This is a genomic window from Streptomyces sp. NPDC047081 (genome assembly GCF_040643775.1).
Classification (GTDB): Bacteria; Actinomycetota; Actinomycetes; order Streptomycetales; family Streptomycetaceae; genus Streptomyces.
In genome coordinates, this window is record NZ_JBEYUY010000055.1 from 1 (window position 1) to 23517 (window position 23517).

Consider the following 23517-nt stretch of genomic DNA (forward strand, 5'->3'; position numbering starts at 1 on the left):
GACAAGCTCAACATCATGGGCCTGTCCTCGCCGGACTCCGCGATCCTGTCGGCGGTCATCTTCAACGCGCTGATCATCATCGCGCTGGTGCCGCTCTCCCTGAAGGGCGTCCAGTACAAGCCGGTCAGCGCCGACAAGATGCTGCGGCGCAACCTCACGATCTACGGACTGGGCGGTCTGATCGCCCCGTTCATCGGCATCAAGATCATCGACCTGCTCATCTCTCTGATCCCCGGGATCGGGTGAAGGACATGAACACCTCTCTCGCGAACTCCACCCGCATGGCGTGGGCCGCGCTGCGCATGCTGCTCGTCCTCACCGTCGTGACCGGCATCATCTACCCGCTCGTCGTCACCGGGATCGGCCAGGCCCTGTTCCACGACAAGGCCAACGGCTCGATCGTGAAGGTCGACGGCAAGGAGGTCGGCTCCAAGCTGATCGGCCAGAGCTGGAACATCAAGGGCACCGACAAGCCCGACCCGAAATGGTTCCAGCCCCGGCCGTCCAACAGCAACTACGATCCGCTGACCACCGGCTCCAGCCAGCTCAGCGCCAGCAACCCCAAGCTGGTCGCCGCCGTCAAGGCGGCCAAGAAGCAGGTCGCCGCCTTCAACGGCGTCCCCGAGTCGAAGGTGCCCGCCGACGCGGTCACCGGTTCGGCATCCGCGATCGACCCGGACATCTCCCCGGTGTACGCGGACATCCAAGTGAAACGGGTGGCCGAGGCGAACGGGCTGGCAGCCGCCCAGGTCCAGAAGCTGGTCGACGACCACACCACGGGTCGTGCGCTCGGCTTCATGGGCGAGCCGCGCGTCAACGTCCTGGAACTGAACATCGCCCTCCAGGAACTGGCCCGGAAGTAATGGCCTTACGGACATCGACAGATGGGAGCTGGCGAACAGGAAACTCGGGTTCGCCGGCTCCCACTGCCGTATCCACGACGCTGATTCCACCGACAAGAGGAAGGCCGCACACCGATGACCCGGGTGCTGGTGGTGGAGGACGACCCGCAACTCGTACGGGCCCTCGTGATCAACCTGCAGGCCAGGCAGTACGGCGTGGACGCGGCACCCGACGGCGCCACCGCACTCCGTCTGGCCGCTGCCTGCCAGCCGGACGTGGTGATACTGGATCTCGGTCTGCCCGACATGGACGGCGTGGACGTGATCAAGGCTCTGCGCGGCTGGACCCGGGTGCCCGTCCTGGTTCTGTCCGCGCGCCGTGCCTCTGACGAGAAGGTCGCCGCACTCGACGCGGGGGCGGACGACTACATCACCAAGCCGTTCAGCATGGATGAACTCATGGCACGGTTGCGGGCCGCCGTGCGCCGTAACGAGGAGAGCCCATTCGTTCCGGAGACGACACTGGTCAGGACGGAGGAGTTCACCATCGACCTGCTGGCGAAGAGGGCGACCAGAGGCGGCCGGGACGTACGGCTCACTCCCACTGAGTGGCATCTGCTGGAGATCCTGGTCACCAATCCGGGCCGACTGATCACCCAGAAGCACCTGCTGCAGGAGGTCTGGGGTGCCTCGCACAGCAGTAAGACGAACTACCTGCGGGTCTATATGGCCCAGCTCCGCCGCAAACTGGAGGCGGATCCCGCCCATCCCCGCTATCTGCTCACGGAGCCGGGTATGGGCTACCGCTTCGAGGGCTGACCAGCAGCGACAGATGTACGGGCGCAGAGGCGAAGAGACGAGAGACATGGCACGCGGCAAGCTCCGGATCTACCTGGGTGCGGCACCGGGCGTCGGCAAGACGTACGCGATGCTCTCCGAGGCCCACCGCCGCATGGAGCGGGGCACGGACTGCGTGGTCGCGTTCGTGGAGCACCACGGCCGGCCGCGCACCGAGGTGATGCTGCACGGGCTGGAAGAGACTCCACGCAGGCAACTGGAGTACCGGGACGCTGTCTTCACCGAGATGGACGTCGATGCGGTGCTGGCGCGTCGCCCGCAAGTCGCGCTCGTGGACGAACTGGCGCACACGAACATCCCCGGCTCGCGCAACACCAAGCGCTGGCAGGACGTGGAGGAACTGCTCGCGACCGGTATCGACGTCGTCTCCTCGGTGAACATCCAGCACCTGGAGTCCCTCGGCGATGTCGTCGAGTCGATCACCGGTGTTCGGCAGCAGGAGACCGTCCCCGACGAACTCGTCCGGCGCGCGGATCAGATAGAGCTGGTCGACATGTCACCCGAGGCCCTGCGCCGCCGGATGGCGCACGGCAACATCTACCAGCCGGACAAGGTCGACGCGGCGCTCTCGAACTATTTCCGGCCCGGCAATCTGACGGCCCTGCGTGAGCTGGCGCTGCTGTGGGTGGCCGACCGCGTCGACGAGTACCTGAACCAATACCGCAGCGAGCACCAGGTGTCCAAGATCTGGGGCTCGCGGGAGCGGATCGTCGTCGGGCTGACCGGCGGCCCCGAGGGGCGGACGCTGATCCGGCGGGCCGCGCGGCTGGCCGAGAAGGGGGCGGGTGGTGAGGTGCTCGCCGTCTACGTCACCCGCAGCGACGGTCTCACATCCGCCTCGCCGAAGGAGCTGGCGGTCCAGCGCACCCTGGTCGAGGACCTCGGCGGGACATTCCACCAGGTCGTCGGCGACGACGTCCCGGCGGCACTGCTGGACTTCGCGCGGGGGGTGAACGCCACGCAGATCGTGCTGGGCGTCTCCCGGCGCAAGAGCTGGCAGTACGTCCTCGGGCCCGGTGTCGGTGCGACGGTGGCCCGGGACTCCGGGCCCGACCTCGACGTCCACCTGATCACACACGCCGAGGCGGGCAGGGGGCGCGGGCTGCCCGTCGCGCGGGGCGCGCGGCTGGGGCGCTCGCGCATCCTCTGGGGATGGTTCGCGGGTGTCGCCGGTCCGCTGCTCCTGACACTGTTGCTCACCCACGTGGACGCCGACCTCGGTCTGACCAACGACATGTTGCTGTTCCTCACGCTGACGGTGGCTGCGGCCCTGCTAGGCGGCCTGCTGCCGGCGCTCGCCTCGGCGGCGTTCGGGTCCATGCTGCTGAACTGGTACTTCACGCCGCCGGTGCACCGGATCACGATCGCCGACCCGAAGAACATCCTCGCCTTGGCGATCTTCGTGGCGGTGGCCGTGTCCGTCGCGTCGGTCGTCGACCTGGCGGCCCGGCGCACCCACCAGGCGGCCCGGCTGCGCGCCGAGTCGGAGATCCTCTCCTTCCTCGCAGGCAACGTGCTGCGCGGTGAGACCAGCCTGGAGGAACTGCTGGAGCGGGTGCGCGAAACGTTCGCGATGCGGTCCGTGGCCCTGCTGGAGCGGGAGAACGACTCCGCGCCCTGGACCGTCGCGGGATGCGTCGGCCCGGACACACCGACCGGGCGCCCCGAGGACGCCGACGTCGACGTGCCGGCCGGCGACCACATGGCGCTGGCCCTGTGCGGGCGGGTGTTGCCCGCCGAGGACCGCCGGGTGCTGGCCGCGTTCGCCGCCCAGGCGGCCGTGGTCGTGGACCGCCGTCGTCTCCAGGAGGAGGCCGACCGGGCCAAGGTTCTTGCCGAGGCGAACCGTATGCGCACCGCGCTGCTCGCTGCGGTCAGCCACGATCTGCGCACCCCTCTCGCGGGCATCAAGGCGGCCGTGACCTCGCTGCGCTCCGAGGACGTGGCCTGGTCGGAGCAGGACCAGGCCGAACTCCTGGCCGGCATCGAGGAGGGCTGCGATCGCCTCGACCACCTCATCGGCAACCTGCTGGACATGTCCCGCGTGCAGACCGGCACGGTGGCGCCGCTGATCCGGGACATCGACCTCGACGAGGTCGTCCCGATGTCCCTGGCCGGTGTGCCGGAGGATGGCGTGGAGCTGGACATCCCCGAGACGCTGCCCATGGTCCGTGTGGACAAGGGACTGTTGGAACGCGTGGTCGCCAACATCGTCGAAAACGCGGTGAAGTACGGTCCGGCTGCGGAACCGGTTCTTGTATCAGCGAGCGGTCTCGCCAACCGGGTCGAGGTCCGGGTCGTCGACCGCGGACCCGGCGTCCCTGACGAGGCCAAGGACCGCATCTTCGAACCCTTCCAACGCTACGGCGACGCCCCGCGTGGCAACGGGGTCGGCCTCGGCCTCGCCGTCGCCCGCGGTTTCACCGAGGCGATGGGCGGCACCCTGCGCGCCGAGGACACCCCCGGCGGCGGCCTCACCATGGTCCTCAGCCTCCCCACGGCGGACAGCGCGCGAGCAGTTCCGGACCTCTCCGCCACGACGACCTCGTAGACGCGCCGTACGGCAATCCGGCCTGCGCGAAGGTTGACATCCCGGACTGAAGTCCCTGCGTCGGGAGCCTCCCGCCAGGTCGCCAGAACACATACGGTGGAGCTGTGCGCGAGATCACCGAAGCCGCTCTCCGCTTCCCCACGGCCACGTTCACCGCCGCGCTCGTCCTGGTCGTGGGCTTCTGGACGCTGATTCTGCTGAGCCGCTCGGCACCGGACCGGCCCACCCGCCGCGCGGAAGACCCGACGGACGTGCCCGCGCCCTCGGTCATCGCCCAGGCATCCCTCGTCCTCGCCTTCGCTTGGATCCTGAGCCTCGTTGGCTCTCTGCTGCTGCGTCCCCACGAGGCCGCCCAACCGCTGGCAGCGGTCCTGGCCTCCCTGCTCCTCGTGGCCTCGCTCGCCCTGGCCACCCTGGCCGCCCGCGTCGTGGCCCGGGGACGACGCCGACCCCACGGCTGACACGATCGCGGAGGGCCCGTCGCTCTCGCGTACGAGGGTGTGGTATCTCGCCGACGGACGGCATCAAAAGCGCGTAAACATTGCCGGAACACGGCAATGAATCAGCGTGCCAAGGCGTGTCAGGATTCCGTCAAGCCGGAGATCAGCGACGGGTGAGAGGGGGACGGCGCGCATGGCCTGGTTTCTTGGACTCGGCATCACGGGGGTCGTGCTGCTCGCCCTGTCGATGGTCTTCGACGGGCTGCTGGACGGCGTACTCGACGGTGCGCTGGGCGGCGGTCTCGACGGGTGGCTGTCGCTGCCGGTCGTCGCCGGATTCCTGGCGATGACCGGCTTCGGCGGAGTCATCGCCCAGGCGGCCACAGGGGTCGGCCCGATGGGTGCCACCGCCGTCGGCGCACTCACGGGGGTGGGCACGGCCTGGCTGACGTATCGCTTCAGCCGTGCCCTGATGCGTGATCAGACGGCCGTGACGCCCACCGGGGGAGACCTGATCGGTACGTCGGGGAGCGTCGTGACGGCCATCCCCGCCGACGGATTCGGTGAGGTACTGCTCCAACTCGCCGGACAGCCGGTGAAATTCGCCGCGCGCAGCGCGACGCCGGTGGCCCGTGGCGCCGAGGTGTGGGTGGAGGCGGCCCCGTCCGCGACCTCCGTGCTCGTGCGACCCGTGGACCGCTGAGCTCCACCGCGTCGGCCGGCGGCCCGCCTTCCTGTTCTGTTCACCGCCCCTTGCCGGGGCTTTTCCAACCCTCCGGGGTGTTACGTGTCTGGGGGCACTGTCATGAGTCCTGTCGTCGTTGCCGGGGCCGGGGTCGTCGTACTCCTCGTCCTGTCGGCTCTCGTCGTCATCAGCCGCTACAAGGTCGCCGGACCGAGCGAGGCGTTCATCGTCACGGGCCGCCGGGGCAAGAAGGCCACCGATCCCGAGACCGGCCGGGTCTTCACCGACAACAGCGGACAGAAGGTCGTCGTCGGCGGTGGCGTGTTCGTCGTGCCCTTCGTGCAGCAGAAGTTCACCCTCGACCTGTCCTCCCGGCACATCCCGGTCGCCGTCCGCGGCGCGGTCACCCTGCGCGGGGTGAAGGCCAACCTCGACGGCGTCGCGATCGTCAAGGTCGGCGGCACCGAGGACTCCATCCGTGCCGCCGCCCAGCGGTTTCTGATGCAGCAGGACGGCATCGTCGGCTTCACCCAGGAGGTCCTCTCCGGCGCCCTGCGCGCGATCGTGGGCCGGATGTCGGTGGAGGACGTCATCCGCGACCGGGCCGCGTTCGCCGGGCAGGTCGCGGAGGAGGCGGAGGCCAGCCTGTCGGGGCAGGGGCTGGTGCTGGACGCCTTCCAGATCCAGGACATCACCACCGAGGGCTCCTACCTGGAAGATCTCGGCCGCCCGGAGGCCGCCCGCGCCAAGCAGGAGGCCGACATCGCCGAAGCGGTGGCCCAGCGCGCGGCCGAGCAGGCCCGGTTGAAGGCCGCCGAGGAGATCGCGGTCGCACAACGGACGTTCAACCTGCGCCAGGCGGAGATCAAGGCCGAGACCGACGAGGCGGCCGCCCGCGCCGCGGCGGCCGGTCCGCTGGCGGAGGCGGCCCGGCAGCAGGAGATCCTCGCCGAGCAGGAGAAGGTCGCCGAGCGGCAGGCCGCACTGACCGACCGTCAGCTCGATACCCAGGTCCGTAAGCCCGCCGACGCCCAGCGGTACGCCGCCGAGCAGGAGGCCGAGGCCAAGCGGGTCGCCCGGGTCAAGCAGGCCGAGGCGGACAAGGCGGCCGGTATCGCAGGGGCCCAGGCGGAGGCCGAGCGGGCCCGGCTGACCGGTGAGGGCGAGAAGCAGCGCCGCAGCGCGCTCGCCGAGGCGGAGGCCATCGAGGGCCTCAAGCAGGGTGAGGCCGAGCGGTCCCGGCGTGCGGCGATCGCGGAGGCGGTCCGTCTGGAGGGTGAGGCCGAGGCTGCGGCGATCGGAGCCAAGGGCGCGGCCGAGGCGGAGGCGATGCAGAAGAAGGCCGACGCGTTCGGGCAGTACGGCGAGGCGGCGATCCTCCAGATGCTCGTCGAGGTACTCCCGCAGGTTGTCGCCAAGGCGTCCGAGCCGCTTGCCGCCGTGGACAAGATGACCGTCATCTCCACTGATGGAGCAAGCAGGTTGACGCGCAGCGTCGCCGACAACGTCGCGCAGGGCGTCGAACTCCTCAGCTCCACCACCGGAGTCGACCTCGCCGAGCTGCTGAAGGGCGTCACGCAGCGGACAGAGACCGCGCAGTCCGTGCCCGAGGCCAACGGCAAGATCGAGATCGCCGGCTGACCCGGCCGACGTGCCGGAGTGAGGGGCCCGGGCGGTGACCGCCCGGGCCCAGCGGCGGCTGCTTCCTGGAGACCGGGCGCTCGGCCCCGAGGGACTGGCAGCCTCCATGGCGGTGATTGCCGCGCTCCGGCAGTGTTTCGGCACTGCCAACGCGGAATCTGCATGTCCGCACGCGCCGGGCAGGTGGCCCGAATCCCGAACAGACCATCCGCCGTCCCGCCAGGGGGCGGGGTGATGGCGGAGCTCCTAGGCTGGGCGGCAGGTGCGCCGGGAAGTCTGGTCGGCAATGAGCCGCCTGCTGCCTGGGAGCCCTCGGATGCCAGATGCCTTCCCCACCGGGGGACCAAGTGGAAAGCGGAGTGTGGCCAGGCTGCTGCACCATCCACTGCGGGAGCTGTGGGGCATCGGCGCCAGGCCGGTCTCGGGGCATGTCGTCGTCCGTCTCTCGGGTGATATCACCTCGGCGAACGCCGGCCGGATCGGCGGCAACCTACAGGCCGCCCTGCACTCGCATCCCGCAGTCCTCGAGATCGATCTCGGAGAGGTGAGTCACGTCAGCGGTGACGGCGCCGTGGTGTTCTTCACGGCGTTGCGGGAGGCACGAGCGCGCGGGACGCGGCTGATCGTCACCCACGCCCGCGGCAGGGCCCTCGGGTCTCTCCGGCAACTGGGCCTGGCCAGGGTCCTTGCCATGTATGAGGGGGACGGCCCGCTGCCGGGCCCGGAACGCGGCAATCGGTAGCTGCTCCTGCGGATGGGCGTTGGCCATCCCCACCCCAGGGCGGTCACTCGTGGAGCGGGCGCATCCTCGCAGGTCGTGGGTTTCTCGCGGTAGCCGGTCCTGCCGGCTCGCGACGCCGCGGCGGACGGCTTGACGGTCCGGTAACGATCTGTCCCAGCAAACACCTGCATAGTGCAAACAACCATACGATCCACCACATGAACAGAGCTGTGAAGATCGGCATAGCCGGTACCGGCACGGCGCTGCTCGTCCTCGGGGGAGTCGGCGCGTACAACGTCGTGCAGGCGATGTCCTCCGGAACGACGGGGAGTGACGGGGCCAAGGCGGCGCGCACCTTCGACCCTGGGGCGGTGTCGAGCGAGCCGCCGTCGGACGCCGAGGCCGTCAAGATGACCCGCGCGTTCCTGGACAGCTGGTCCAAGCAGAAGCTCGACCAGGCCGCGCGTGACACCGACGCCTCGACCACGGCCGTATCCGCCCTGCGGGGATACGCGGACGGTCTGCACCTGAAGTCGCTGGCCTTCAATCAGGTCACCTCGGCGGGGCCGTCGACGGTGACGGCGGGCGCCACCAAGGTCACCTTCGACGTCACGGCCCGGGTGGCGGGCGGCACCTGGACCTATCCGAGCGCGGTGGCCGTACGGCAGAGCACCAACGGCCAGTTGGCGGTGCACTGGAACAACTCGGTGCTCTATCCCGGCCTGGGCGACGACCAGTCGCTGACCGCGGGCAGGCTTCCCGCAGGCGCAAGCACCGCCGAGGTTGTGGCGAGCGACGGCAAGACCGACCTTTCCAAGTTCTCCTCGCTGCACGACATCGTCGCGACGATCCGCAAGAACGTCACGCCCACCGGCGGGAGCACTGGCACGGGCGTCGCGGTGGTGGACGCGAGCGGCGCGGGCGTGAAATCTCTGAAGGTCTTCTCCAAGGGCAAGGCCGCGCTGATCAAGACGACCATCGACGCCTCGCTCCAGGCGGTGGCCGAGACCGCGGTGAAGGACTCCCACCTTCAGGACAAGCCGGCCGGGACGGTGGCGCTGGACTGGAGGACCGGTCACATCCTCGCGCTGGCCCACACCGGCTCGGACGGCGACATCGCCGTCAACGGCATCAAGTCGCCCGGCTCCACCATGAAGATCATCACGTCGGCGGCCCTCTTCGACCAGGCGGACCTCACCCCGGCAAGTCCCGCTCCCTGTACGGACTCGCTGATGGCCAACAGCCAGCTGTTCCACAACGACTCCGGGGTGCGGGCCAACCCGGCCTCCAGCCTCGCCCAGGCGTTCACGGTCTCGTGCAACACCTCCTTCATCAAGGACGGCTTCCACTACCTCGTGCACGACGGAGACGCCTCCGCCCTCCACGACGAGGCCGTCAACGTCTTCGGCATGGGCAGCTGGTCCATCGGCGGCGGGGTCGCGACCACGGACCCGAGCATCCCGGCGGACGTCCAAGGCGGCGACCAGGCTGCCCAGTTCATCGGCCAGGGCCAGGTCACGGCCACCCCGCTGTTCATGGCGTCCGTGGCGGCCACCGTACGCGGCGTCGGCTTCAAGCAGCCGATCATCCTGCCCGGCCAGCACCAGGACACCGCGCCCCGGACCATCTCCGCCCGCACGGCCGACTACTTGCAGTCGATGATGCGCACCGTGGCCACCAGCGGTACCGCCGCACCACGCCTCGGCGGCCTGAGCGGCGTCGGCGCCAAGACCGGCACCGCGGAGGAGGGTGACCACACGAACGGCTGGCTGACCGCGTACAACTCCAGCATCGCCGTCGCCGCCCTCGTAGAAGGCGGAAGTTCCGGAGTGGACTCCGCCGGGTACGTCGTCCGGCACCTGCTCACCAGGAGCTGAGCTTGTCGCTGCCCTCCAGCAACGGCGGGGAGCAGTCACAGGAGCCGCTCGATCTGCCGCAACTCCTTGCGGACGCCGGGCAGATCGGTGCGGTCCCGGTCGAGGACGACGTAGAGGAAGAGTCCTTCGTGTGCGCGGCGGGTCAGGGGCACGATGAGGTGGTACTCCGTGTCCATGGTGACGAGGATGTCCTCCAGGCGCGCCGGCGCGTAACCGATCAGGTCCATGGCCGAGAGTTTGGCGCGTACGACGTCCGTGCCGCCGCTGGCGGCCCGGGCGAGGTCGAGGCCGTCCGGCTCGCCGAGGGTGCCGAGTGTCATACGGCTGACGTAGTCGACGACCGCTACGCCGAGTGCTCCGTCGAGGCGCATCGCCCGGCGTATCGCGATGGTGATGGCGGACACGGTCAGCCCCCTCGTCGTACCGGTGCGAGATGGTGTTCCGGCCGTCTTTGCATCGTGCCACGATTTGTGGTGGCCGGTCCGGGGAACGGTTGGGCAGACCTCCGCCGTTCCCTCATGCAGCCGTCGATGGGGGCTGTGCCTCACGCGGCGTCAGCCGGCCTTCCATCCCCAGGGTGTGTCGACGCGCGCCCATTCCTCGTCCCACTGCCTCGCCTGCCGCCGCGCCAGGTGAAGACGGAGCAGCTGGGCGCCACCGAGCAGAGCCCCGACCGCCCCGAGGCCGACCAGTACGCCGGTCCAGGCCGCCTGGAACGACGCCTCGCCGGGTGTGAGCGGCTTCGAGGCCAGTCGGTCATGGCGGTCGACCCACACTGTGGCCGGGGTGCCCTGCTTCGCGTCGGGGCGGACCTTCGCCTGGCCGGAACGCGTCGAGCCGTCCGGCGCCGTCCACCGCACCGTGGCCCAGACGTGATTGTTGTCGAGGGCTGATGCGGACGTTCTTCCTGGCGCGTTCTCGGCGAGGACGGCGGAGACCAGATGGCGCTCCGTCCGGTGCCGCTGCAGCCCGTGGTCTGCCGCGACGCCGGCCGCCAGTCCCGTGAACAGACCTCCGCAGAGCGCGATCAGCCAGGCCGCGAGCACGATCCAGGCGTCGACGACGTCGCCGCGGCGCCTGAGCGGGTTGCGGCGCCAACGCCACAACCACACCTTGCCGCATCGGGTCTTTGCCATGGGCGACACCCCCTTCGCGAGCACCGACAGGGCCGTCGTTCTGTTCCCAGTGTCCTCCCGCCGATGGCTCCGGCAGCCTCACACATGAGGCGTGTGGTGCAGGCGTGGCGTCATTGTCGCAGTCGTACGCGACTTTGGGCTCTTCTTTGCACAGTGCAAAATATGATGGCGCTTTGTCGCGCGACCGCCACTCTGGGTGGTCGTTGACCGCTGCTGCACCCATTCCGGGGGGATGTGGAAGACGGCCCGGCTGATCCACCCCAGCTCCACCACCCACGTCACCGACGTCGAACAGCGCTCCATCGCTCTGAAGTTGAAGGAGACGAAGGACGGGAAAGGCGTCCAGGTGACCGTCCCGGAGAACCGCGACCTGGTCCCGGCCGGCTGGTACATGCTCTTTGTTACCGACGACCAGGGCACGCCGTCCAAGGCGCTGTGGGTGCGCGTGCCCTAGCGGGTTGCGCCGAAGGCGTCCAACGCGGCGAGGATGTCAGCGGGTTCGGCGCGGAGGGTGTAGTCGGTGTGGACGAACGCCCAGCGGATCACGCCGTCGCGGTCGATGACGTAGGTGGCGGGCAGCGGCAGGGTGCGCGGGTGGCCGCCGTTGACGCGTTGGAGGCCGAAGCCGAGCTTGTCGTAGACGCCGGCGAGGTCGTCGGGTAGGTCGAAAGCGAGGCCGTACTGCGTGGCGGCGTCGGAGCCGATGTCGCTCAGTACGTCGAAGGCGAGATCGTGTTTCTCGCTGAGCGAGAGCGATTCGTCCGGGACTTGTGGGGAGACGGCCACCAGACGGGCCCCGCGTGCGGTGATGGCGTTGTGGTGCTGCTGGAACGCGCGCAGGGCGATGTTGCAGTACGGGCACCAGGCGCCGCGGTAGAAGGTCAGGACGACCGGGCCGCGGGTGAGCAGGTCGTCCAGCGCCACGAACTCGCCGGTGGCAGAGGGCAACCGGAAGTGCGGGGCCCGGTCGCCGACGGTCAGTGCCAGGTCGGCCTGACCGGAGTCGGCGAGCTCCTGTCCGGCTCGGCGCATGATCTGCCGTGTCTCGGCGGGGAGCAGCTGCTGACGGGCTTCGTAGAAGGCGCGCAGCTCGGCGCTCAGTGTCATGAGGACGGTCCTTCTGGGTGCGGATGGATCAACTCGGAACGACCGTTTCAAGATAGCGAGTTCGGGCTTATCCTGGAACCCTCGTTTCAAGATGTCGGGAGTTCGGAGCACGGGAGGGCAGACAACGCCATGCCGGACGTCAAACACTTCGACCCGGACACGGCCCTGGAGTCCGTGGTCCGGCTGTTCTGGCGGCAGGGCATGGCCGCGACCGGGATCCAGGACGTCGTCACGGCGACCGGGCTCAACCGCTCCAGCCTGTACGCCACATTCGGCGGCAAGCAGGAGCTCTACCGCGCCGCGCTGCGCCGCTACCTGGAGCAGCGCTCCCAGCCGGTCTTCCGCAGCCTTGCCGAAGACGGTCGGGGGCTGCCCGCCGTCGCGGACTTCTTCGCCCGGCTGATCAAGGCGCGCTGCTCGGGCGAACACGCCCGCTGGGGCTGCATGGTCTCCAACGCCCACGCCGGAGCCGAGAACGGCGATCCCGAAGTCGGAGCCCTTCTCGACCGGCACCACCGGGAGTTGAGGGACGCGCTGTGCGCGGCACTCGTCACGGCTCAGGGCCGGGGGCAACTCTCTGCCGGGACCGATCCGGAGGCCGCCGCCGAACTGCTGGCGTTGCTCGCTTACGGCGTGAACCTGCGCTCTCGCGCGGGAGCTGACGCGGAAGCCCTGCATGCGACGGTGAACGCCGCCCTGCGAACCTTCGGCGGTCGGATCGGAGCGTGACAACGCGAACGTGTGACCCTCGTCGGTCCACTCGCCGAGTACGTCGTCCTCCACGACGGCGGAGCCCGCGACCACCACGTTCATGACCTGGAACCTGATGCACCTGGCGGCCATGCTCAAGCGCGCCAACGGCATCCCCGCCCACGGCAACCAGCACCCCGAGTGGGACGACGCCGGCTGCGCTTCGACGCCGCCAACCCCGACTACCGCTGAGCCCTACGGGCTCAGTGCCACCCCGTGTTCGTCGGCGAAGATGCGCCGGCACTGGCCGTTGCAGAAGCCATGGAGTGTGCCCTCGACTTCGAGGGTGAGGTCGGTGGCGTCGAGGTCGACGGTCATGCCGCATACCGGGTCGATGACCGTGCCGGGTGGCAGGTCGGCGGTGGGGGTGTTGGCGATGGCGTCGCGGTGGGGCGCGGTCATGTGCTGGATCAGATCCAGGCTGCCCATGGACCGTCCGCACATGCCGAGGCTGCCTTCGGCGATGCCGACGACGTGGACCAGCGCGTGTGGCTGCTCGCGTAGCCGGTCGGGATCCCGGCCGGCTTCCGCCTCGGTCTCGGCGAGGGCCTGGGTGAGGCGGTCGATGGCGTGGGTGCTCATTTCCTTGCGCCAGGCGGCCGGTGCGCTGACGCGGATCAGGTAGCGGGGCGGGTCGGCGGGGTCGACCGGGTGGCGGTCGCCGGTGATCCAGGCGGCGGGTTCGTGGATGAGGACCTGGGTGAGGGAACGGGCGGCGTCCATGACGGCTTCGGCATGGGCGTCCTCGGTGCCCATGAGTGCCTCGATGAGCCGCTTCCCCAGTTGCTGGTGCCGTGCCGGGTCGAGAACGCCCGCGGGCGCGAAGAGCTCGATGAGAAGCATGCCTTCATGCTCGGTCGGCGGGGTGCCGCAGTCGTCGTACGGAGGGAGCGGGTTGGGGCTACTCCGAGGGGAGTGGGTGGCTGCTCCGGCGGGAGTACGGCGGCTTTCAGGCACCGGTGCGCGTACGGTTGCGGGTCCTGATCCGGAAGATCACCAGTCCGATCGCGGCGAAGGAGGCCGCCCAGCCGAGGCCGAGTGCGAGGTGGCTCCACAGCGCGGTGTTCCCGAACGAGCCGCCGACGGCGAACTGCATGGGGCCGAAGGAGGGGAACCATTCCAGGACGGGCTTGTTGGCGAGTGGGTTGCCCAGCGGGTTCTGCAGGAAGGTGTCCATCAGCCCGCCCATGATGATCAGGAAGAAGCCCTCCAGATCGTGCTTGACCAGGACACCGAGGAACAGGCCCAGGGCGCCATAGGTGAGGGCGATGGCGGTGAAGCCGGTGAGTACGGCGAACCAGCCGCCGGGGTCCGGGCGCCAGAAGGGCAGCATCGCGAGTGCCGTGTAGAGCGCGATGGACGTGGCGACCAGCGCGACGGCAAGCGACTTGGCGCCGATCAGCGTGCTCTGCCGGTACCCGGCGAAGACCAGACGCCGGTCGAAGGCGAGCGCCTTGCGGACGGCGTCGAAGACCACGAACCCGGCGATCATCGTGACCGAGTTGAGGCCGGCCGAGATCAGGGTGAGGTGGCCGCCGTCGACGTGCAGGACCCGGCCGGTCGCGTACAGCTTGAAGTCCAGCGGCGTGCGTCCGGCCAGGGCGTCCATGACCAGGTACCAGGTCGGCACGAAGAGGACGAGCAGCAGGGCGGCGAGCCGGTTGCGTGTCTGGTCGCGTACGCAGAAGCGCACGGCGGTGGGGAACTGCCCGTACAGCGGCCGGAGTCGAAGGGTGTCAGGCGCCGACATGGTGGCCCTCCTTCGAGGTCGTGCGCGGGGTGAGCCGGCCGTCGGTGAGATCGGCGAGCAGGTCGAACCGCTCCTGTTCGAACACGAGATGGGTGATGACCACGATGGCCTTGCCGCGGGCGCGCAGGTCCTCGACCAGGTCCCAGAACCGCAGGTAGGTGTCCCAGTCGAAGCCCTGGTACGGCTCGTCGAGGAGCAGCACGTCCGGGTCGTGGAGCAGGGCCAGGGTGAGGTTGAGCTTCTGCCGGGTGCCACCGGACAGGTCGCCGGCGGGGGACTCGGAGTACCCCTCGTAGCCGAGGAGGCGGACCAGCTCCCGGCCGCGCTCCAGGTCGGGCAGACGGTATGCGGCGGCGAAGTAGCGCAGGTGCTGCTCGACGGTGAGAGCCGAGTTCAGGATCGGGTCCTGGGGGCAGTACCCGCGGGTTCCGGGGAGAGTGATCTCGCCGCGGTCCGCGGGCAGGGTGCCGGCCAGGATCTTCAGCAGGGTCGACTTGCCGGCGCCGTTCTCACCGACGACGGCCACCAGCTGGCCCGCGGCGACGGAGAGGTCGGCGCCACGCAGCACGGCGTGCTTGCCGTACGACTTGCGGATGTCACGGGCCTCAAGGGCCAAAGCTGGTACGGGTGTTGCGCTGGACGGCATACGCGGCCTCCCTAGGGTGTGTCGCCTTGCTGCTGGGGTGGTGCCGCGTTCAGTCCGCCCGCGTAGATGCTGAGCATCTCCGGAGCCCAGCGGGTCATGCCGTCGGCCGACAGCGGGTCCGCGCCGAGGACCTCGGCCAGGCGGTCGCGCAGCAGGAACAGCGCCAGGTCGTTGGACAGCAGCAGGGCGGCGCGCACTGCCGGGTCCCGGCCGGAGGCGGCCAGTCCTGCTGCCGCCAGGCCGTCCAGTGCGTCCCGGCTCAGGTCGTACAGGCGCCGGAACAGCAGCCGCGCGGCGTCCGTGTCGGACAGCAGGAGCCGTCGCAGGTAGCTGGGCAGCGGTGAGTCGTCGGGCAGGTGCCGCGCGAACACCTCACTCAGCGAACTCGCCCCTGTCCCGGGATCCAGCAGCTCGGCCCCGCCATCACCGGTCAGTTCACCGATCATGGCCTCGAAGACATCCAGGACGTACTGGTCGACCTCTTGGCGCAGCCCCTCCTTCGACCCGAAGTGGTGCACGACCAGCCCCGGCGAAACGCCGGCGGCAGCGGCGATCTGCCGCATCGTCACCGCCTCCGCCCCGCTCGCGGCGAACAGGCGCAGGGCCTCGTCACGGATGACCGCGCGGGTGGTCCGGTCGTCGCGGATTGAACGCATGTGCAGAATACTAAACAAGCGTTCAATCGGTGTCCAGGGGTGGGGCCCCGCGCCGCCGGCAGGCGTCAACCGGCGCTGGGGCGCGGCGGGGGCGTGCCCGCGTACGGCGGGGCGGTCGCGGTGGGCGCGCCGTCCGGCAACAGCTCATCGGACCGCTGGGAGGAGGCGCCCGTCGGTGTACTGCCCGGGGTGCTCGTGCGGCTGGCGGCCTGGGAGAAGGCTCCGAGGGCCATGAGCACCACGGCGACCGTTGCCAGGGCGCGGCCGATCTGTCGCCACCGTGCAGGGCCGTCCATGTCCCGCCATGCCGGTCCGGGCCGCCGTTCCTCGGGCTGCCACACCTCACCCACCGGTTCGAAGGATGCCGGCCGGGGCTCGATGGGTGCGGCCCCTCGCCGCTCCTGCCGCATGCCGTGCGGGCCTGTCCGTTCGGGGCGGCTCCCGGCTGCCCGCTCGCGGGCGGAGAGCTCCGTGGGTGCGGAGGCTCGAATGGCCTGCTCGGTGTCGCCGAGAAACCTCAGCCATACGGTGTCCGGAAAGGGGGGAACCCCGTCTCCGTCGTCCGGCGCTCTGCCCTGGCCCGAGTCTTCAGCGGCCACGATGCCTCTCTTCCTTGCTCCTCCTCGACCGCGTTGATTCTGTGGACCCGCGCTGTGAATCGCGGGAACCGGTGCAGAGGGTGTGGGGTGCGCGAACTTCCGAGAGTCGAGTGGTGGGAGACCTGCCGGCGGTCGGTGCGGCGCCCTCACTCCCGATAGCGTGCCGATCACTCCTGGGCGCTGGGCGGCACCGGCCGCCGACTCGGCCCCCCGAGTGCAAGTTTTGCATAGTGCAAAATCTGATCGCCAGGGCTTTGGGGTGGTCTTGGTCTGGAGTTGAACCCCGTAGTGCCTCGGCTTACGGCAGCCGGGTTTCCGGGCCGGTGTCCAGGCGTACGAAGGGAATGGCCCGGCCGGCCTCCCGGAATCCGGCGTCGGTGCCGTCCGACGGCAGGCCCATGAACGCGCATAGGCGGCGTGCGGTCCTCGGGTGGTGCCGGGCGTATCGGGCCATGATCTCGGCGCCCTCGTCCGGTGTGAGGAAGCAGGCAGTGACGGCGTGACGGCGCGTACCCACCTCGATCAGGGTCTTCGGTTCCGCGCGCAGATTGCGGTACCAGGCGGCCTTCGGGCCGAAGCCGGATGCGACGGTCCAACTGCTGCCGTCCGGCCCGCACTCCACCACTTCGAGGACTACCCGGCGGTCGAGTCCGGTGACGCGGCCGGTGTGCTGCAGCAGGAGCAGCCGCTTGCCGAAGATCCAGCCCAGCCCGCAGCGGAAGAGGAGTACCGGCAGGCGCACGAGGAACCGCCGCCAGCCGACGGGGAGCCGGGGGTGGTCCGGTGCAGTCTGTCTGTGGGGCATCTTCGCCTTTCGAGTCGGACATGTCGGCTCTCGGCCTCCATTGGGTAAAGGGCTCGACCGAGAGAGCCTTCCTCACAGGAACCTTTGCATAGTCTAAATGCGGGGAGGGGTGTCTATGCCAGAAGCGATCAGACGGCTCTCATGCGCTGGAACATCTCTGGAGGACGCATGGCCGAGCCGAGGCTGACGCAGGGTTCTGCGGTGTTGTCCTGGATGCCGGTGGCGATGATGGCCGTGGTGACCGGGGCGGATGTCGTCGCCGGTCCGGGGGTGGGACTCCTGCCGCTGGTCTCGCTCGGGCCGGCGTTCTCCGGGCTGGTCGGCGGATGGCGGCGTACCGCGCTGATCGGCGCTGTGGCGTTGCTCGTGTGCGTGGCGCTGGGGATGTACGACGGGCTCTTCGAGGAGCGGCGCGGTTTCACGGCGATGGCGTCAGTGGCTGGCGTCACCGGCGTAGGCATCGCCGCCGCCGTGACACGCTCACGCCGGGAGGCTGAGCTGGCCAGTGTCCGGTCGATCGCGGAGGTCGCACAACGGGTGCTGCTGCGGCCGGTGCCGCGGACCGCGGGCCCGCTGCAGGCGGCGGTGTCGTACACCTCGGCCGTCGCCGAGGCGCGGATCGGTGGCGACCTGTACGAGATGGTGGCCTCACCGCACGGGATCCGGATGATCGTGGGCGATGTGCAGGGAAAGGGCCTGGCCGCGGTGGAGACGGCCGCCGTGGTGCTCGGTGCGTTCCGGGAGGCGGCGCATGACGAGCCCGACCTGGTCGGGCTGGGGGAGCGGCTGGAGCGCAGCGTGGCCCGGGAGTTGGAGGGGGAGAAGTTCGTCACCGCCGTACTCGCCGAGATCGGTTCGGACCACGGGGTGGTGTTCCTCAACTACGGTCATCCGGCGCCGATGGTCGTACGCCGCGACGGCGGCGTCGACTTCCCGCAGCCGCCCGCCTACGCCCTTCCCCTGGGGCTGGGCGCCCACGGCGGCGACGGGCCCAAGCCCTATCGGGTGGACTTCGCCCCTGGTGAGCAACTGCTGCTGTACACCGACGGGGTCACCGAGGCGAGGGACGCGGACGGCTCCTTCTACCCCCTCGGCGAGAGGGCGGACCTGCTCAAGGAGCCCGATGCCGGCCGTGCCCTGGAGGGCCTGCGCGAGGACCTGGTGCGCCATGCCACGGGACCGCTCCACGACGACGCCGCGATGCTGCTGCTGCGGTACCACGGTCATGGGGAAGGAAAATCTGTTCCCATCAGGTGAGGGGGCACCACGTTCGGCAAGGTAAAAAGGACACATGCCGGAGCGTGAGAACCCCGCGGGGACGATGGACGACGTCGATGCGGTCACCCGTGCGGTGCTGACCGCGTCCCGCCTGCTGGTGGCGGTCTCAGCCCGCTCGCTCGCCGAGGTCGAGGAACGGGTGACGCTCCCGCAGTTCCGCATGCTGGTCGTGCTGTCCACCCGCGGCGCCACCAAGCTGGTGACCCTCGCCGACCTGCTGCAGGTGGCGCCGTCCACGGCGATGCGCATGGTCGACCGGCTGATCGCCGCAGGACTCGCCGACCGGCAGACCAACCCGGGCAACCGCCGCGAGACCCTGCTGCAGCTCACCGAGGAAGGCCGGCGCACCGTCGAGGACGTCACCGCCCGGCGCCGCACCGAGATCGCCGCCATCGTCGAGCGGCTCTCACCGATCCAGCGGCTGGCGCTCGTGGAGGCCCTGGGCGCCTTCAACAAGGCGGGAGGCGAGCCCCCCGCTCCCGCCCTGGACGACCCGGAACCGCATCCGCTCGGCTGGGTCGTCGACGGTGTGATGGCGCACGACGCCTGACGCTGCTCCCGACCGCCCGTCACGATTCCTGGACGGCTCTTCTCCGGGCCCCAAAGGTTTTGCATAATGCAAGGGAATTGTGAATGTGGGCTGCGAGCAGTGGTGCGAGCGGTCGCCATGGACGGAACAGATGGGAAAGGTGCCGGGGTGTGACACGCGTGCGCCGGAAGCGTCATCACTCGGCCCCGTCCGAACGCCACCTCATGGCGTACCTGCGCAGCTCGGTGTGGGGTCCGGCGGAGTTCGTCGGGCGGCCACCCTGGTGGCTCCTGGCGGAGGGGCTCGTGGCCGGGATCCTCGGTGCCGGCGCGATCGTCGGTACGACGCTCTTTGGTGCCTGGACGGGGCGGCCCTCGCTGGCCGACGGCGAGGCGGGCCTGGTGTGCGCGGTGGCGCTGGCCGTGTACCTGTCCTTCGTGGGGGCTGGGCGCGCGCTGATCGGCATCGTCGTGCTGTTCGGGGTGTGCCTCGCGCTGCAGGCCCCGCAGGCGGCCGCCGGGATGGTGCTGGCCGAACGGGGGCAGGTGCAGTCCGTGGTGGTGACGTCGGTCGAGGACGGCCGAGGGGCGGAAGGCGGTCGTGTCCGCTACCTGTGTTCGGTGGCGGACACCGACGGCGTCCCGCTCAAGGTCCGTATCTGGCGGGGCTGCGGAGAAGCGACCAGGCCCGGCGACGCGCTCGCTGTCGTGTCGGATCCCGAGGGGCGGGTTCCCGCACGCGGCGCGCAGGCGGGGGCCGGTCTGTCGGGGCCGCTGCGCGACCTGGCCCCGTGGGCCGCAGCTCTCGTAGCCGGGAGCCTTGTCGCTGTCGTCCGTTCCTACCGGCTCTCCCTCCCTGCCGAGACCACGATTCCGTTCGGCACCGGTCAGGCCGGCCACCCTTGATCAAGCGGCCGAAGGGCTGGGCGTCGGGGAGGCGGTGTTGATGCCCAGGTCGGGGCGGGCGGTGAGGACGACGACGGGCGATCCGGGCTGTGGCGGCGGCGGGGTGAGCTGCCCCTTGGGGAGCTTGGGCGGGGTGGTCTGCTGGAAGTTGACCTGCTCGAAGTTCACGATGCCGGTCTTCTCCAGCACGGTGATGTGGTCCAGCACGGTGTCGTTGGCCAGGTCGGCGAGCTGACGCACGAGGGTGTTCTTGGTGCTGGCGCGGATCTTCGCGATGGTCGGGAAGATCTGGCCGTGGGTCACGCGCATGATGTTGGCGGCGGTGGTGTCGAACTGCTTCCCGGACTCGGCCGCCGACGTCTGTACGAACTGCTGCTGTTGCGGGGTGGCCTGGTTGGGCAGCGTGATGTTCAGCTCGGGGGCGATCTTGCGGCACAGCTCGTCCAGGCCGGCGTGGCCCACGATCAGGTGCTTGCCGGCCTCCCGCATCTCCTCCGTGGAACCCTTCTCCAAGGCCAACTCCCCCAAGGGGTACTCCCACAGCCCGGCGGAGCGGACCTTCACGACGAAGTCGCGGTCGGCCTCGGTGAGCGGCCCGTACCGGGTGCTGGCGATGACGCGGCTCGGATCGTTGGACACGGTCGTCACGCCGAGCAAGGCGGGGTAGGCGAGTGCGGTGAGGGTCAGGCCCAGGGCACCGACCACGAAGACGGTTCCTGCCGTGTTGCGGGAGATGGGCATGCGGCCTCCAGGCGTGAGCGGCTTGTACGCCAGGGGGTACGTGCGTGCCGGATCGACCGATCATTGCGCTAGGTAAAATTTGCATGCCGGCGTGTGTTGTGTGTCACATCTCTGGTTATCCGACAGTCGGGGTGGGGGACGGCGACGGGGTGGTGGTCGGGCCTGTCGGCACTCCGTCGGTCGGCAGTCCGGAGGGCACCGTGAGAGTGACCAGGGGTGCCCCCGGCTGCGGTACCGGCGGTGTCACCTGGCTGGACGGAAGCTTCGGCGGGTTGGTCTCCATGTTGTTGACCTGGTTGAAGTTGACGAGCCCGGTGTTCTCCATCTGCGTGATGTGGTCCAGCACCACGTCGTTGGCCTGGTCGGCCAGTTGACGTACGAGGGTGTTCTGGGTGGTGGAGCGGATCTTGGCGATGGTGTTGAAGATCGAGCCGTGCGTGACGCGCAGGATGTTGGCGAAGTCGGAATCGAACTGCTTACCGGTGTCCGACTTGAACGTGTCCAGGAAGCCCTGCTGCTGAGGGGTGGGTTGGTTGGGGATGGTGATGTTCAGCTCGGGGGCGATCCTGCGGCAGCTGGCGTCGAGGGCGGCGTGCCCGATGACCAGGTGCCGGCCTGCTTCTCGTACGGCCGCGGTCGTCCCCTTCTTCATGGCCAGATCACCGGAGGGCCCCTCCCACAGCCCGGCGGAGCGGACGAAGACGACGAAGTTGCGGTCGGCCTCGGTGAGCGGCCCCCAACGGGTGCTGGCGATGGTGCGGGACTGGTTGGTGGACGCGTTCTGGATGCCGAGCATGCTCGGGTAGGCCAGGGCGGCGAGCGTGACGCTCAGTGCGCCGCCCACGAAGACGGTTCCGATCGTGCTGCGCGAGATGGGCATTGTGCCTCCTGGGGCGGACGGCGGGTTCGTCGGCGGATACGGGCCCGCAACGGAAAGGAAACCCTTGCTCCAGGTAAAGATTGCACTATGCCAAGTATGGGTCGGGCGGCGGGTTACCGCACGTGCAGCCACACGGCTTTCGACGGTGTCCCGTTGCCGTCCGTGGCGACGACCATGTACCAGCCCGAGGGGACGAGCGAGGGATCGTCGGGGATCCGGACCGTGAGCGATGTGCCGGTGTGGCGGATCACCTGCAGCGCGACGGAGCGCTGGTCGAAGTCCGTGACGTGAGTGGCCGATCCGGGGCGCATGAGCCGGATACGGGTGATGCCGGCGGCGTCCGCCGAGTGGAGGGTGACGTCGTCGCCGCGGTCCGCCCGGGTTCTTCCGCCGAGGCCGAGGCGAGGACGTGCGCCGTGGAAGAGATAGGGCGGGGAGTAGACCTCGACGCGCTGTTCGAACTGGCCGGGGCGGGAGTCGGCCTTGTCGGAGAAGAGCGGGTCGGAGCCGAAGACGGCGACGCGGCCGTCGGGGAGGAGCAGGGCCTCGGTGTGGTAGTTCCGGCCGACGGCGGGGGCGGCGGCCGGAGTGAAGGCGTTCGCCGCGGGGTCGTAGAACTGTGCCTTGAGGATGTCGCTGGCCCCCTTGCCACGGTATCCGGAGCTGCCGCCGGTGGTGAAGACGGTGTCGTCCGGCATGATCACGCTGTTGAGGTAACGGGTGTTCTCCGGCAGGCGCGGACCGGGTGTGAAGGCAGGGTGTTCGGCGTCGAGGTCGACGATCGCCGTACGGGAGGTCGCGGCGCGCGACTCGCCCACGCCCCCGCCGCCGAGCACCATGACCTTGCTGTTCTGCGCGGGTGGCAACAGGACGGAGGAGGACGTCTCCAGGATGTCAGGGTCGGTGAGACCGGTCACCGGAGTGAAGGCGTTGGTCTTGAGGTTCCACAGACCGGGGGCACGGCCCTTGTCGGCGGGTCCGTAGCCGGCGTTGGAGCCGGTGTAGAAGATCGTCTGCCTGCCGGTGAGGAAGAAGGAGGGGTAGGTGGGGAAGTAGCGGGTGGGTGCCTTGGACCATGTCTGCGTCACCGGGTCGTAGATCTCGTTCTTGCCGGGCACGACCTGCCCGATGTCGTCCAGCCCGGACACCGCCAGGACGCGGCCGTCGGACAGCGTGGTCAGGGTCGGATACCAGCGAGCCTCGTTCATCGAGCCGACCTTGGTGTACTTCTCGGTGACCGGGTCGAACTCGTAGGCGTCCTTCGTGCCTTGGAAGTCCTTCTTGTCGAGACCGAGTTTGTTGGCGATGCCGTAGAGGTTGCGGGCGTCCTCGCCCTTCAGACCCTGGATCGCGTACTGCTCGGTGGCATTGGTGATGCCGAGCGGTCCCTCCTCGACCGCCTCGACGAAGACGCGGGACTCGCTCGCGGTGACGGTGACGTTGCCGCCGCGGCCGGTGGGCGTCTTCTTGGCGGCCGGTACGCGCACGGCGAACTGTGAGCGGTATTCGACGCCGGAGGGGGAGCGGAAGACGGTGCCCTTGGGGAAGGCGCGGGCCTTGTCCGGGTCCTCGTTCTTGACCAGCATGGCGCCGCCCGCTCGTGTGACGTCGCCCTTGAGGACCTCGTAGCGGGCGGTGCCGCCGGCGATGAGGATCTTGCCGTCGGGCAGCTGGGTGTGGCCGCCGCAGAACAGGTCCGCGGGGGTGTCGATCTTCCTGAAGGTGTCGGTGGCCGGATCCCACAGGGTGCTCTTGAAGGAACCGCCCTTGAACTGCTTGACGTTATTGCCGCTTCCGGCGATCAGCAGGACTTTTCCGGTGTGCAGCAGGATCGCGTGGATCGAGTTGAGCTCGTACTGCTTGCGCAGCGTGGCCAGGGTCCAGTGGCCGTACTTCGCCTTGTACTCGGGCTGGTTGATCTCATAGCGGTGATAGGCGTGCTGGGCGAAGCCCGCCACCGCCGGGGCATTGACGGCTACGAGCGCGGCGGCGGCCGCGATGCCGAGCAGGGTCTTGCGGGTCGTCGGGCGGGAAGGTCGCTTGGGCATCGGGGACTGCCTCCGCGGACGGGCGGGCCGGGTATGGACGTACCGACGACTACCGCGCCCATCCAGGCCCAC

General features: G+C 69.5%; 24 protein-coding genes and 3 pseudogenes. 15 read left to right on the top strand and 12 right to left on the bottom strand.

Going from position 1 to position 23517, the window contains the following annotated elements:
- The 9 genes and pseudogenes from ABZ848_RS48135 to ABZ848_RS48175 form a co-directional block, all read left to right on the top strand.
- Positions 1-246 (top strand): annotated as a pseudogene (locus tag ABZ848_RS48135) (potassium-transporting ATPase subunit B); the annotation flags it as partial.
- 5 nt (positions 247-251) lie between these two features.
- Positions 252-863 carry a potassium-transporting ATPase subunit KdpC gene (gene kdpC / locus ABZ848_RS48140; RefSeq protein ID WP_360843108.1) on the top strand — a complete coding sequence of 204 codons (612 nt, stop codon included), beginning with the start codon at positions 252-254 and terminating at the stop codon, positions 861-863.
- A gap of 114 nt (positions 864-977) precedes the next feature.
- Positions 978-1661 carry a response regulator transcription factor gene (locus tag ABZ848_RS48145; RefSeq protein ID WP_360843110.1) on the top strand — a complete coding sequence of 228 codons (684 nt, stop codon included), beginning with the start codon at positions 978-980 and terminating at the stop codon, positions 1659-1661.
- Positions 1662-1707: 46 nt separating this feature from the next.
- Positions 1708-4251 carry an ATP-binding protein gene (locus tag ABZ848_RS48150; RefSeq protein ID WP_360843112.1) on the top strand — a complete coding sequence of 848 codons (2544 nt, stop codon included), beginning with the start codon at positions 1708-1710 and terminating at the stop codon, positions 4249-4251.
- Between the two features lie 104 nt (positions 4252-4355).
- Positions 4356-4712: a hypothetical protein gene (locus ABZ848_RS48155; protein ID WP_360843114.1), complete on the top strand. Its 357-nt coding sequence runs from the start codon at positions 4356-4358 to the stop codon at positions 4710-4712.
- Between the two features lie 172 nt (positions 4713-4884).
- Entirely contained in the window at positions 4885-5394 is a 510-nt protein-coding gene (locus ABZ848_RS48160) for a hypothetical protein (RefSeq protein WP_360843117.1), read from the top strand.
- 102 nt (positions 5395-5496) lie between these two features.
- Complete coding sequence (locus tag ABZ848_RS48165; protein ID WP_360843119.1) at positions 5497-7017, top strand: SPFH domain-containing protein; 1521 nt, start codon at positions 5497-5499, stop codon at positions 7015-7017.
- Positions 7018-7378: 361 nt separating this feature from the next.
- The gene (locus ABZ848_RS48170) at positions 7379-7759 is read left to right on the top strand and encodes an STAS domain-containing protein (RefSeq protein WP_360843122.1); all 381 of its coding nucleotides are present in this window, start codon (positions 7379-7381) and stop codon (positions 7757-7759) included.
- Positions 7760-7956: 197 nt separating this feature from the next.
- Positions 7957-9615: a penicillin-binding transpeptidase domain-containing protein gene (locus ABZ848_RS48175; RefSeq protein ID WP_360843124.1), complete on the top strand. Its 1659-nt coding sequence runs from the start codon at positions 7957-7959 to the stop codon at positions 9613-9615.
- Between the two features lie 35 nt (positions 9616-9650).
- Here the strand turns inward: ABZ848_RS48175 and ABZ848_RS48180 are convergent, their stop codons facing one another.
- Both ABZ848_RS48180 and ABZ848_RS48185 read right to left on the bottom strand, forming a co-directional pair.
- The gene (locus ABZ848_RS48180) at positions 9651-10019 is read right to left on the bottom strand and encodes a hypothetical protein (RefSeq protein ID WP_360843126.1); all 369 of its coding nucleotides are present in this window, start codon (positions 10017-10019) and stop codon (positions 9651-9653) included.
- A gap of 150 nt (positions 10020-10169) precedes the next feature.
- The gene (locus ABZ848_RS48185) at positions 10170-10751 is read right to left on the bottom strand and encodes a hypothetical protein (protein ID WP_360843129.1); all 582 of its coding nucleotides are present in this window, start codon (positions 10749-10751) and stop codon (positions 10170-10172) included.
- 238 nt (positions 10752-10989) lie between these two features.
- Between ABZ848_RS48185 and ABZ848_RS48190 the strand changes: the two are divergent.
- A pseudogene (locus tag ABZ848_RS48190) lies at positions 10990-11205 on the top strand (galactose oxidase early set domain-containing protein); the annotation flags it as partial.
- Here ABZ848_RS48190 and ABZ848_RS48195 read toward each other — a convergent pair.
- Positions 11202-11858: a peroxiredoxin-like family protein gene (locus ABZ848_RS48195; RefSeq protein ID WP_360843131.1), complete on the bottom strand. Its 657-nt coding sequence runs from the start codon at positions 11856-11858 to the stop codon at positions 11202-11204. The pseudogene ABZ848_RS48190 and the gene ABZ848_RS48195 sit on opposite strands and share 4 nt — an antisense overlap.
- A gap of 129 nt (positions 11859-11987) precedes the next feature.
- Between ABZ848_RS48195 and ABZ848_RS48200 the strand changes: the two genes are divergently transcribed.
- Both ABZ848_RS48200 and ABZ848_RS48205 read left to right on the top strand, forming a co-directional pair.
- A complete protein-coding gene (locus ABZ848_RS48200; RefSeq protein WP_360843134.1) occupies positions 11988-12587 on the top strand; it encodes a TetR/AcrR family transcriptional regulator in 600 nt (199 codons plus the stop codon).
- A 73-nt stretch (positions 12588-12660) separates the two neighbouring features.
- A pseudogene (locus ABZ848_RS48205) lies at positions 12661-12768 on the top strand (flavodoxin family protein); the annotation flags it as partial.
- A 35-nt stretch (positions 12769-12803) separates the two neighbouring features.
- Here ABZ848_RS48205 and ABZ848_RS48210 read toward each other — a convergent pair.
- The 6 genes from ABZ848_RS48210 to ABZ848_RS48235 all read right to left on the bottom strand — a co-directional run bounded on the left by ABZ848_RS48210 (position 12804) and on the right by ABZ848_RS48235 (position 17064).
- Complete coding sequence (locus ABZ848_RS48210; RefSeq protein ID WP_360843137.1) at positions 12804-13451, bottom strand: hypothetical protein; 648 nt, start codon at positions 13449-13451, stop codon at positions 12804-12806.
- Positions 13452-13557: 106 nt separating this feature from the next.
- Complete coding sequence (locus tag ABZ848_RS48215) at positions 13558-14358, bottom strand: hypothetical protein (protein WP_360843139.1); 801 nt, start codon at positions 14356-14358, stop codon at positions 13558-13560.
- Entirely contained in the window at positions 14345-15004 is a 660-nt protein-coding gene (locus tag ABZ848_RS48220) for an ABC transporter ATP-binding protein (RefSeq protein WP_360843141.1), read from the bottom strand. The genes ABZ848_RS48215 and ABZ848_RS48220 overlap by 14 nt, the downstream gene beginning before the upstream one ends.
- Positions 15005-15015: 11 nt before the next feature.
- Complete coding sequence (locus ABZ848_RS48225; protein WP_360843144.1) at positions 15016-15660, bottom strand: helix-turn-helix domain-containing protein; 645 nt, start codon at positions 15658-15660, stop codon at positions 15016-15018.
- A gap of 65 nt (positions 15661-15725) precedes the next feature.
- On the bottom strand, positions 15726-16259 hold the full coding sequence (locus tag ABZ848_RS48230; protein ID WP_360843147.1) for a hypothetical protein: 534 nt from the start codon (positions 16257-16259) through the stop codon (positions 15726-15728).
- A 298-nt stretch (positions 16260-16557) separates the two neighbouring features.
- The gene (locus ABZ848_RS48235) at positions 16558-17064 is read right to left on the bottom strand and encodes a nitroreductase family deazaflavin-dependent oxidoreductase (protein WP_360843149.1); all 507 of its coding nucleotides are present in this window, start codon (positions 17062-17064) and stop codon (positions 16558-16560) included.
- A gap of 168 nt (positions 17065-17232) precedes the next feature.
- Between ABZ848_RS48235 and ABZ848_RS48240 the strand changes: the two genes are divergently transcribed.
- The 3 genes from ABZ848_RS48240 to ABZ848_RS48250 all read left to right on the top strand — a co-directional run bounded on the left by ABZ848_RS48240 (position 17233) and on the right by ABZ848_RS48250 (position 19776).
- Positions 17233-18321, top strand: a complete 1089-nt coding sequence (locus ABZ848_RS48240; protein ID WP_360843152.1) for a PP2C family protein-serine/threonine phosphatase — start codon at positions 17233-17235, stop codon at positions 18319-18321.
- 34 nt (positions 18322-18355) lie between these two features.
- Positions 18356-18892: a MarR family transcriptional regulator gene (locus ABZ848_RS48245; protein ID WP_360843154.1), complete on the top strand. Its 537-nt coding sequence runs from the start codon at positions 18356-18358 to the stop codon at positions 18890-18892.
- Positions 18893-19050: 158 nt separating this feature from the next.
- Positions 19051-19776 (top strand): hypothetical protein, encoded by a 726-nt coding sequence (locus tag ABZ848_RS48250; protein ID WP_360843156.1) that lies wholly within the window; start codon positions 19051-19053, stop codon positions 19774-19776.
- Here ABZ848_RS48250 and ABZ848_RS48255 read toward each other — a convergent pair whose 3' ends face one another.
- The 3 genes from ABZ848_RS48255 to ABZ848_RS48265 all read right to left on the bottom strand — a co-directional run bounded on the left by ABZ848_RS48255 (position 19777) and on the right by ABZ848_RS48265 (position 23445).
- Entirely contained in the window at positions 19777-20517 is a 741-nt protein-coding gene (locus ABZ848_RS48255; protein WP_360843157.1) for a DUF4142 domain-containing protein, read from the bottom strand.
- 115 nt (positions 20518-20632) lie between these two features.
- Positions 20633-21397, bottom strand: a complete 765-nt coding sequence (locus ABZ848_RS48260; RefSeq protein ID WP_360843160.1) for a DUF4142 domain-containing protein — start codon at positions 21395-21397, stop codon at positions 20633-20635.
- Positions 21398-21510: 113 nt separating this feature from the next.
- The gene (locus tag ABZ848_RS48265) at positions 21511-23445 is read right to left on the bottom strand and encodes a kelch motif-containing protein (RefSeq protein WP_360843162.1); all 1935 of its coding nucleotides are present in this window, start codon (positions 23443-23445) and stop codon (positions 21511-21513) included.
- Positions 23446-23517 lie beyond the last annotated feature (72 nt).